The organism is Bradyrhizobium sp. SRL28 (assembly GCF_018596315.1).
Lineage (GTDB): Bacteria > Pseudomonadota > Alphaproteobacteria > Rhizobiales > Xanthobacteraceae > Bradyrhizobium.
In genome coordinates this window covers 1-8,581 of record NZ_JAHEAG010000102.1, presented here as the reverse complement: position 1 = coordinate 8,581, position 8,581 = coordinate 1, and the positions used below count along the sequence as shown (strand labels likewise).

Here is an 8,581-nt window from a genome sequence, read left to right as displayed (position 1 = left end):
GGCGATCCACGTCGCGCAACCAGCGCTCAGCCAGCAGATCGGGGAGCTTGAAGAACGGCTCGGTTTCGTCTTGCTGGATCGAAGCTCGCGCGGCGTGCGCCCTACAGCCGCCGGCGAGATCGTGTTTCGCGAAGCCTCCGAAATCCTTCGTCAACTCGAGCAGCTTCCCGGCATTGTGCGGTCGAGCAGTGGCGAGGTTGAGGGCATCGTCAACTTCGGAATCACGATAGCGCTCGCGGGCGGCATCGCGGGCTCTGCCGTTGCGGCATGCAAGAAAGCACTGCCGAAGGTGACGTTGAAATTCTCGGACGGCGAAAGCGACGAGCTTCAGGACCGGATCGAGGCGCAAACGCTCGACATGGCCTTGGTCTTCGAGGATCACTTCGTACCGAACTTCTCACGCCATCCCATTTTCCGGCAGCGTCTTTACCTGGTGGCGCGTGAGCCACTGGCAGGGTGCCGGGGCGTAGTACCCCTCGAGCAGGTCGCGAAACTGCCGCTCGTGCTCCCGCCACTCCCCAGGCACCGGCGTGTCGTCATCGACCGCGCCTTTGCGGAGGCGGGGCTGACGCCGAACATCATCGCTGAGACCGCCGGGCTGAGCGAGTTGTCCGCGGTGCGCTCCGGGGTCGGATATTCGATCTACAACGCCGGGACTTTTGCGAACGTCTATCCGGGCGCTTTCGCCGAGCCGCTGCTGATCGAGCCGCCGATCTTCCTCACGTGCTCGCTGGTTTCTTCCAGCGATTTCCCGCTCACACATGCCGGCGAAGCCGTAAAAAGCGTGCTGATCCGCTTCGTCGAGGACCAAATAGCAAAGAGTACGCGGCCCGGCGCGGAGCTGATCGCATGATGCAGTACCGCCACCTGCATTACTTCGTCAGCGTGGTCGAGGCGGGCAGCTTTTCGCGCGCTGCATCCACGATCCACGTCGCGCAGCCTGCGATCAGCCAGCAGATCGCGCAACTCGAAGAGCAACTCGGCGTGAGCCTGCTCTTGCGCAGCGCACGCGGCGTTCGCCCGACCGCCGCAGGCGAGGTGCTGTATCGCGAAGCGTCTTCCATTCTGAAACGGTTGCAGCAACTTCCCGGCATCGTGCGGTCCGGCACGGGGACGGCGGCAACGGGCGTCGTGCGGCTCGGGATGTCGTCAACTTTCGTGACAACGGCGCCCGCGGCATTCATGGAGCAGTGCAAAGCGTCCCTGCCCAATGTCGAGCTCAGGATGGCGGTCTCCGACAGCCCGACGATCAAGCGACGGGTGACCGCGCATGAGCTCGACCTCGGGCTAGTGCTGGAGGACGAGCTTGCGCCGACCTTCGCGCGGATGCCGCTGTTCAGGCAGAAGCTGTTTCTGATCCGCCCTCAGGCGGCGTCCAAAGGCAGGCCGGTGCAACTCGCCGATCTTGTATCGCTGCCGCTGATCCTGCCGCCTTCTCCAAACGTGACGCGTACCGCGCTCGATCGCGCTTTCGCGAAGGCAAAGCTGTCGCCTGATGTCGTGATGGAAGCCGACGTCGTGGCAAACATCATTGCGGCGGTGCGGGCGGACGTCGGCGGGGCGGTGCTACCGAAGGGCGATCTTTCCGACATGTCGGGCGAAGATCTCGGCGAGCCTGAGGCGATCGAGCCGCCGGTTTATCTCACCTGCTCGATAATCTCGTCCGGCAATTTTCCCCTGGCCAACGCGGCGGAGGCGGTGCGCGATCTGCTTAGCCAGTTCGTCGAGGCCACCTTGCACCAAACGCAGGCGCCCGGCGTCGAATGGATCGACGCCACGGGAGCCTAATCGCGGAACACTACCCGCAAATCGAGATAGTATTGTTTCGATTCCCGACCTGCTGTTTCCAGAACCATGAACGCAGAAACGCTCTTGCAAATCACCGCTCTCACGTCGAAGCTTGCCTATCGGGTCGCTTCCGCGTGCGATGCGCTCGGCGCCGGTGCTTCAACCCATCTCGTTGGAAAACACCCAGCAGAATCTTGGCGGTGAACTCAAGCTGCTTTGACAGCGTCGACGTGCCACGGCCAAGAATCCGCGCGGCAATTCGTGCGTGCCCATAATCCACTCGCATGGCCCGCGAAGAGATCGACTGCCATGGTCGGGCGGCAGTGGCGATCGAACCCGTCTCCGCCGATAGTCTCCGCAAAACTGGAATATTTGCGGATTTGGCCGGAGACTTTCGTCGATTTCTCCTTCAACTTCGCCCAAATTTGGAGTCGGGAGAAGACGATGCGCGAAAAGCCGGGTTTTTCCGCCCCATTCTCGGGTGTGTTCGGAAGCCTGTCCGAACGCTGCACTGCCTGGCCGGGGCGGGAGGATCTGAACCTCCAAATAGCAGAATCGAAATGCCCTATTGTCTCGACCCTTGTGTCTCGACGACCGACCGCTTCGCGCCAAAAGCTGCCCGACAGCATCAATCAAACTTCCGCCTTACCCTCCGAAATCAGTCTCAACTCGAATATCGCACCAGGTCCGAAAGTGCCACGTGAGACTGTTGTCAATGCGAATAGGTGCGATCCCCGAATCTCAGTTCCGAGCATTCAACTTTCTGCGATTTTCGCAGTAAAAGGGGCCTGATCGTTGATCAACTGCAACAGATCGTCGGCGCGAACTGGCTTGACGAGAACTGTAAGATCATGCGTGGCGATCGACTTGGATACGTGAGACCTTGTATCGCCCGTTAGGACGATGGCTGGGACCTTCCAAGCGAGAGCCTTACGTACGGCGTGGATCGTCTCAACCCCATTCATTCCCGGGAGGTTATAATCCGATATCACTACGTCGGGGCGCAGCCCCCTCTCTCTAATCAGCGTGAGCGCCTCATTTGCCGATGCGGCAGACAGCACGCCTATTCCTTTCGTGCGAAAAAAGCGCTCTAAGGCGCGCCGCACAGAACTTTCATCTTCGATGAGGAGGAGCGTACCATTGAATTGTGTGCCTGCAATGTCGGGCAACAACTCGGGGCGAGCGACTATGGTTTCTTGTGTCATCGGGACTTCAATGGAAAAGACAGACCCTTTCCCAGGCACAGAACGAACAATAACATCATGGCCAAGGAGCTTCCCCAGTCGTTCCACGATTGCAAGACCGAGACCGACGCCGCCAGAGTTAGTCGCTGGAACCTGATAATATTCTTCGAAGATTTGAGTGATGTTTTGTCCCGGAATTCCGACGCCGCTATCCCAGACTTCAATGCGAGCCTTGTCTGCGGCGCGACGACAGCCGATCAAAACCCTCCCTTGATCAGTGTAGCGTACCGCATTCGAAACAAGATTACGGATCATTTCTTCGAGCATCCGCTGATCACTACGGACCACAAGCCGAGATGGAACGATGCGCAATTCCAAACCCTTTTCTTTTGCCAAGCCCGAAAACTCCGCGGCTATGGTGTTAAATAACGCGTTCACCGAGAGCGCGCTTATCGACGGCGCAACAGTGCCGGATTCGAGTCGATTGATATCGAGAAGGCTGTCCAACATACTGCTCATGGTGCCTATTGCGCGCGAGATATCGGTGAGTATCGCGCGGGCCTCAACATCATGAAGGCGAGATTTTAAGGCTTGCTGAAGCAAGTTCAACGTCTGCAATGGCTGCCGCAGGTCATGGCTCGCCGCAGACAGGAAGTTCGATTTTTCGCGGTCAGCCCGCTTCGCCGATCGCACGGCGCTCTGCAGCCGTGCATGAATCGATGTCATTTCGAAAAGCAGCGCTATCAAAACGGCCGTCGAAAACGCGACCGCCAGTGAGCGACTGACATACCACCCGAGATAAAAGCGGGCGGTCAGCCCGAAGGTCACGAGCGCCATTTCTGACATTAGCATGCAGATCGCGACCATGATCCACAGATCAAGTACCGACATTCGACGCGTCCACATAAGTAGCAGTACGAGGACAGAAGTCAGCACAAGCGTTCCGGCGGCGTAATGTATTAGTGGAGCATAACTGAGGTCGTCCAAAAAAAATCGGGGCATAAACTTGTCGCCTACCGTGACAGCCCATGTAAGCGCGCCAACCAAACTGATTTGAAACCCGAGGCTTCCAAGAAACGCAAAAAGGCCCGAGGTTGGAACGGCATCCCTCCTATTTTCGTCCTTCAAGCGAGTATAGCCGGCAATGGCGAGCAGAAAGCCAAGGTGCCAGAAAAAATTGAGCCACCCGCTACTTTGAACACCAGCACCAAGAAGGCCTTTCGGTGCAAACGCTCCCGGAAACGTGAGCGCGTGCGCAACAACTATCAAGGCGGAAAATAGGTAGCCATTTGCGAGGATCAGGAGTGCACGTGAGGCGATGAGGACGGACTGACTGAACAACAGAACAGCAGTGATGAAATCGGCCACAAATATCATGGCCAGAATGACTGGTACGAAACTATCAATTCGCGGCAGCTGCGCCGGTAATGGGGCAACAACTGCACAGGCAACGAACTGAGCGACAGCGACAACGAGGGCAAAGCGACGCTGTGCGGTCGTCGGCGTTTGAAAAGCCAGCGAAATGTTGTCCGGGGCACCGGGCATTTTGGCTTCCACGCGTGTTGACCGTGCCGGGTGCAGCAGGCCATCAGCGTTGAGAGTAGCCGCTATTATTTGGTTTGTCAGGCCGGGCGATACACGGGCATTATAGGGCCTCGCAGGTCCGCCGTGGGGCAAACGAAGAAATATCGAAACGGGCAGATATGATAACAGACATCCTCGGCAACCGTTGGGCTTCAGGCGGACGAGAGTGCTTTCATTCCATCCACTATGGCGAACCCCCTGCCCGCGCCAGAGCAGGCGAAGGATTAAGTAATCTCCTGCCGTTGGAAACTCGTCGTTTCCGTCCGAGCGGCCCGTTTGCGCCAGGAGCTGCCCTTTACGCCTCGGGTGCGCTCACATTTGAACAGCCTGTCGTGAAATTTTGGAGTAGGCTAAAGAAGCTGGTACTCTGCGGAGGAACCGGGCCAGGAGGCACCCATGAACGTTGCGGCTTGGCTGCAGGGTTTGGGATTGGGGAAATACGAGTAGGCGTTCCGCGATAACGACATTGACCCCGAGGTTCTCGCCCATCTGACCGCCGACGATCTGATCGGAGTTGGCGTCACCTCGGTCGGCCATCGTCGCAAACTGCTTGCCGCGATCGCGGCGTTGCGTGTTGCAACGGCGCCGACGTCCCCTCCTGCCCCGGGCGCGCCGGCCTCGATATCGCGGGCGGCTTCGTCTCTGCCGGAGGCTGAGCGGCGGCAGGTGACGGTGCTGTTCGCGGATCTCACCGGCTCAACGGAACTCACCGACGAACTCGACGCTGAGGAAGTCCACGCCCTTCTCGGAAGCTTCTTCGACCTTGCCGATGCAAGCGTCGCCGATCACGGCGGAATTGTCGATAAGCACATCGGCGATTGCGTGATGGCCATGTTCGGTGCCCCGGTGGCCCATGGCAACGACCCCGAACGATGCGTCCGGGCTGCGCTCGACATCGGGCGCCGCGTGCCCATTCTTGCGGCCGAGCTCGGCCGCTCTATTGGCGTACACATCGGCATTGCCAGTGGCGAGGTAATGGCGAGCGGCACCGGCAGCGCGCGCCACCTCGAATACACGGTCACGGGCGAGTCCGTAAACCTCGCCTCACGCTTGACGGATAAAGCAGCAACGGGCGAGATCCTCATTTCGGATTCAGTCCACCGGGCGCTCGCCGAACGGATCGACTGCTCCGAGGTCGGCGAGCTGGCCATCAAAGGCCTCGCAAAGCCGGTCAAGGCGTGGCGACTGCGCGCCTTTCGTGAGTCGGCCCGCTCGGGCCGCCAAGGCTTTGTTGGACGGCATCGCGAGCTGCGGCAACTCGAAGCGGCGCTGGCCCAGTGCCGGGACACGAGACGCGGCCGCACCATCTATATCCGCGGGGAGGCCGGAATCGGCAAAACCCGCCTGCTTGAGCAGTTCCAGCTGAAGGCCGAGAGAGAGAACTTCGCCTGTCACAGCGGGCTGGTGCTCGACTTCGGTATGGGCTCCGGGCAAGACGCAATCCGCTCGCTGGTCCGCAGCCTGCTCGGCCTGACCGGCGAGAGCAGCCAGGAAGAGATCGACGCAGCGGCTCAGAAGGCGCTTGAGGATGGCCTGCTTGCTGACGAGCGGCGGGTGTACCTGAACGACCTCCTGAACGTGCCGCAATCGACCGAGCTGCGTACGCTCTATGATGCGATGGACAACGCGGCCCGCAACCGCGGCAAGCGGGCGACCGTCGCCGAGTTAGTCACCCGCGCGAGCGGCCGTCGTCCTCGGCTGCTGGTGATTGAGGACCTGCACTGGGCTGACCAGATGACTCTCGATCACGCAGCGAACCTTGCCGAGAAAATCACTGGGTGTCCGGCGCTTCTGGTCATGACCTCGCGGATCGAGCGCGACGCGTTCCATGAGCTTCGGCGCGCGACGATTGCCGGCCAGGCGATCGTGATGATCGAACTCGGCTCGCTCCGGCCCCGTGAAGCCAACAGACTCGCCGCTGCCTATCTCGACACACTCGGTGAGATCGCCCAGCGATGCGTCGAACGGGCTGCCGGCAATCCTCTATTTCTGGAGCAACTGTTGCGTCATGCCCAGGAACACGCCGAGGGCGGCATCCCAGGCTCGATCGGAGTTTAGTACAGGCACGCTTGGATCGGCTCGCGCTGCCCGACAAGCGGGCGCTGCAAGCAGCCTCAGTTCTCGGCCAGCGCTTTACTGCCGAATCGTTGGCCGCCCTGCTCGACCGGCCCGGGTGGAATTGCGCCGACCTGGTGGGGCATCGCCTGGTGCGCCCGCAGGGCGATCACTTCCTCTTCGCCCACGCGCTGATCCACGAGGGGGTCTACGACACGCTGCTCAGGAGCCGCCGCCGCGAGTTGCACCGGCGGGCGGCAGATTGGTTCAGGAGCCGTGACCTGACATTGTGCGCACAGCATCTCGATCGAGGCGATGACGATGGCGCTCCCCGGGCCTACCTGGAAGCGGCGCGGGCGCAAGCAGCGGAGTATCGGGCCGAACGGGCCCTGCGACTTGTCGAACGCGGGGGTGCCTTGGCCAGGAAGCGGGCCGATGTGAGTGCACTGTCCCTGCTTCGGGGTGAGATCCTGCGCGACCTCGGTTCAATCTCAGAATCGCTTGCTGCTTTTGAGCAGGCCCTGGCAGTCGCCGATGTTGATATCCAGCGGTGTCAAGCCTGGCTTGGACTCGCTGCCGGCCTGCGCGTGACGGACCGTTTCGACGAGGCCTTTGCGATGTTGGACAAGGCCGGGACCGCGGCCGCTATCAACGACCTCGCGCCTGAGCGCGCGCGGATCCACCACCTGCGCGGCAATCTCTACTTTCCGCTCGGAAGGCTCGTCGAGTGCCTGCAGGAACATCAGCGGGCGCTCGATTGTGCCCGAACAGCCAGTTTACCAGAGATCGAGGCGCGTGCGCTTGGCGGCTTGGGCGATGCCGAATACGCACGCGGCCGGATGGCCAGCGCCCATCGGCACTTCAGCCGGTGCGCGGAGCTGTCGCGCACGTCCGGCGCCGGGCGCATCGAAGTCTCCAATCTCAGTATGGTCGCGCATACCGAGGTATATCTCAACGATTTCTCCCACGCGCTCGCGACGGCCCAGATGGCGGTCGAGTTGGCGGCGCGGGTCGGGCATCAGCGGGCCGAAATCATAGCACACAACGCGGCGTGCACGGTGTTTCGCACGACCGGCGAGTGTGCGCGGGCGAAGGTGCATGCCGAGCGGGCGCTGATCCTCGCTCGGCAGCTCGGCGCCAAAAGGTTCGAGGCCACCAGCCTCCGCGATCTCGCGATGGTCGCGAGCGCAGAGGCGAGTACCGCCGAGGCGATGGACCGGCTGTACCGTGCCTTGGCGATCAGCCGCGAGACTGGGGTCAATTTTGTGGGCCCGTGGATCCTCGGCCAGCTTGCGGTCACGACTGAAAATCCAATTGAACGTCAAGCAGCGCTGACGGAAGGCGAGGAGATCCTCCGCAAAGGCGCTGTGAGCCACAATCACTTGTGGTTCTTCCGGTACGCGATCGATGCGTCGCTGAACTCTGAGGATTGGGACGGCGCGGAGCGCTACAGCGCGGCACTCGAGGATTATACGCGGCCAGAACCGTTACCTTGGGCCAACTTCTTCGTCCGATATGGACGCGCTGTTGGTGCATATCGTCGCTGCCAATCCGGACAGGAGACGACCAGCCAGCTTGCCGACCTGGAGGTCGAGGCCGAGCGCCTTGGCATCGGTCCGGCGCTTGGGACCTTGCGCCACCGCAGCAGAAACGTGATTTGATGTAGACCGGGTGTGAGCTTGAGCGCTTTAATATTCTCTTCGCGGGTGCGCTGGATCGGGCGGATGACTTCCCTGAGCAATAACCGGTTGGTTCGCTGTGCGTCTTTCGCGTCGATTTGGCCTGACCGCGGCGACTTTCGCGGTAGGGACGCGAGTTACCTCGCGCCCCCCGCACAGATCCGTACGGGCCCAATTCGGGCATACGGCTCCCACCTTGGGTGTCTAACGGCGAAGCGACTCTCTGGCCACGGATGAAGGATTCGCGGTTTCGGGAGCCAGTCGTCGGCCAACCGCTTGATCCGCTCCCAG

5 protein-coding genes and 1 pseudogene are annotated in these 8,581 nt (G+C 61.0%); 5 read left to right on the top strand and 1 reads right to left on the bottom strand.

The window, feature by feature from the left end; genetic code table 11:
• Together KIP88_RS44840 and KIP88_RS44835 are read left to right on the top strand one after the other, a co-directional pair.
• Positions 1 to 853, top strand: an 853-nt coding sequence (locus KIP88_RS44840) for a LysR substrate-binding domain-containing protein (protein WP_214494473.1), incomplete at its 5' end; no start/stop codon positions are given.
• Complete coding sequence (locus KIP88_RS44835; RefSeq protein ID WP_249791539.1) at positions 850 to 1,788, top strand: LysR substrate-binding domain-containing protein; 939 nt, start codon at positions 850 to 852, stop codon at positions 1,786 to 1,788. The genes KIP88_RS44840 and KIP88_RS44835, both read left to right, overlap by 4 nt.
• Before the next feature lie 755 nt (positions 1,789 to 2,543).
• On the opposite strand, the gene KIP88_RS44830 is transcribed toward KIP88_RS44835, so the two are convergent.
• Positions 2,544 to 4,517, bottom strand: a complete 1,974-nt coding sequence (locus KIP88_RS44830) for an ATP-binding protein (RefSeq protein WP_214494471.1) — start codon at positions 4,515 to 4,517, stop codon at positions 2,544 to 2,546.
• A gap of 498 nt (positions 4,518 to 5,015) precedes the next feature.
• Here KIP88_RS44830 and KIP88_RS48910 point away from each other — a divergent pair.
• The 3 genes and pseudogenes from KIP88_RS48910 to KIP88_RS44815 form a co-directional block, all read left to right on the top strand.
• Positions 5,016 to 5,117, top strand: a pseudogene (locus KIP88_RS48910) (SAM domain-containing protein); the annotation flags it as partial.
• A gap of 105 nt (positions 5,118 to 5,222) precedes the next feature.
• The gene (locus KIP88_RS44820) at positions 5,223 to 6,614 is read left to right on the top strand and encodes an adenylate/guanylate cyclase domain-containing protein (protein WP_214494469.1); all 1,392 of its coding nucleotides are present in this window, start codon (positions 5,223 to 5,225) and stop codon (positions 6,612 to 6,614) included.
• Positions 6,615 to 6,625: 11 nt separating this feature from the next.
• A complete protein-coding gene (locus tag KIP88_RS44815) occupies positions 6,626 to 8,272 on the top strand; it encodes a tetratricopeptide repeat protein (protein WP_214494467.1) in 1,647 nt (548 codons plus the stop codon).
• The last annotated feature ends 309 nt before the right edge of the window (positions 8,273 to 8,581 follow it).

Coding starts and splice junctions, on each gene's coding strand:
- KIP88_RS44835 (WP_249791539.1), top strand. CDS start 850: ATGATGCAGTACCGCCACCTGCATTACTTCGTCAGCGTGGTCGAGGCG.
- KIP88_RS44830 (WP_214494471.1), bottom strand. CDS start 4,517: ATGCCCGGTGCCCCGGACAACATTTCGCTGGCTTTTCAAACGCCGACG.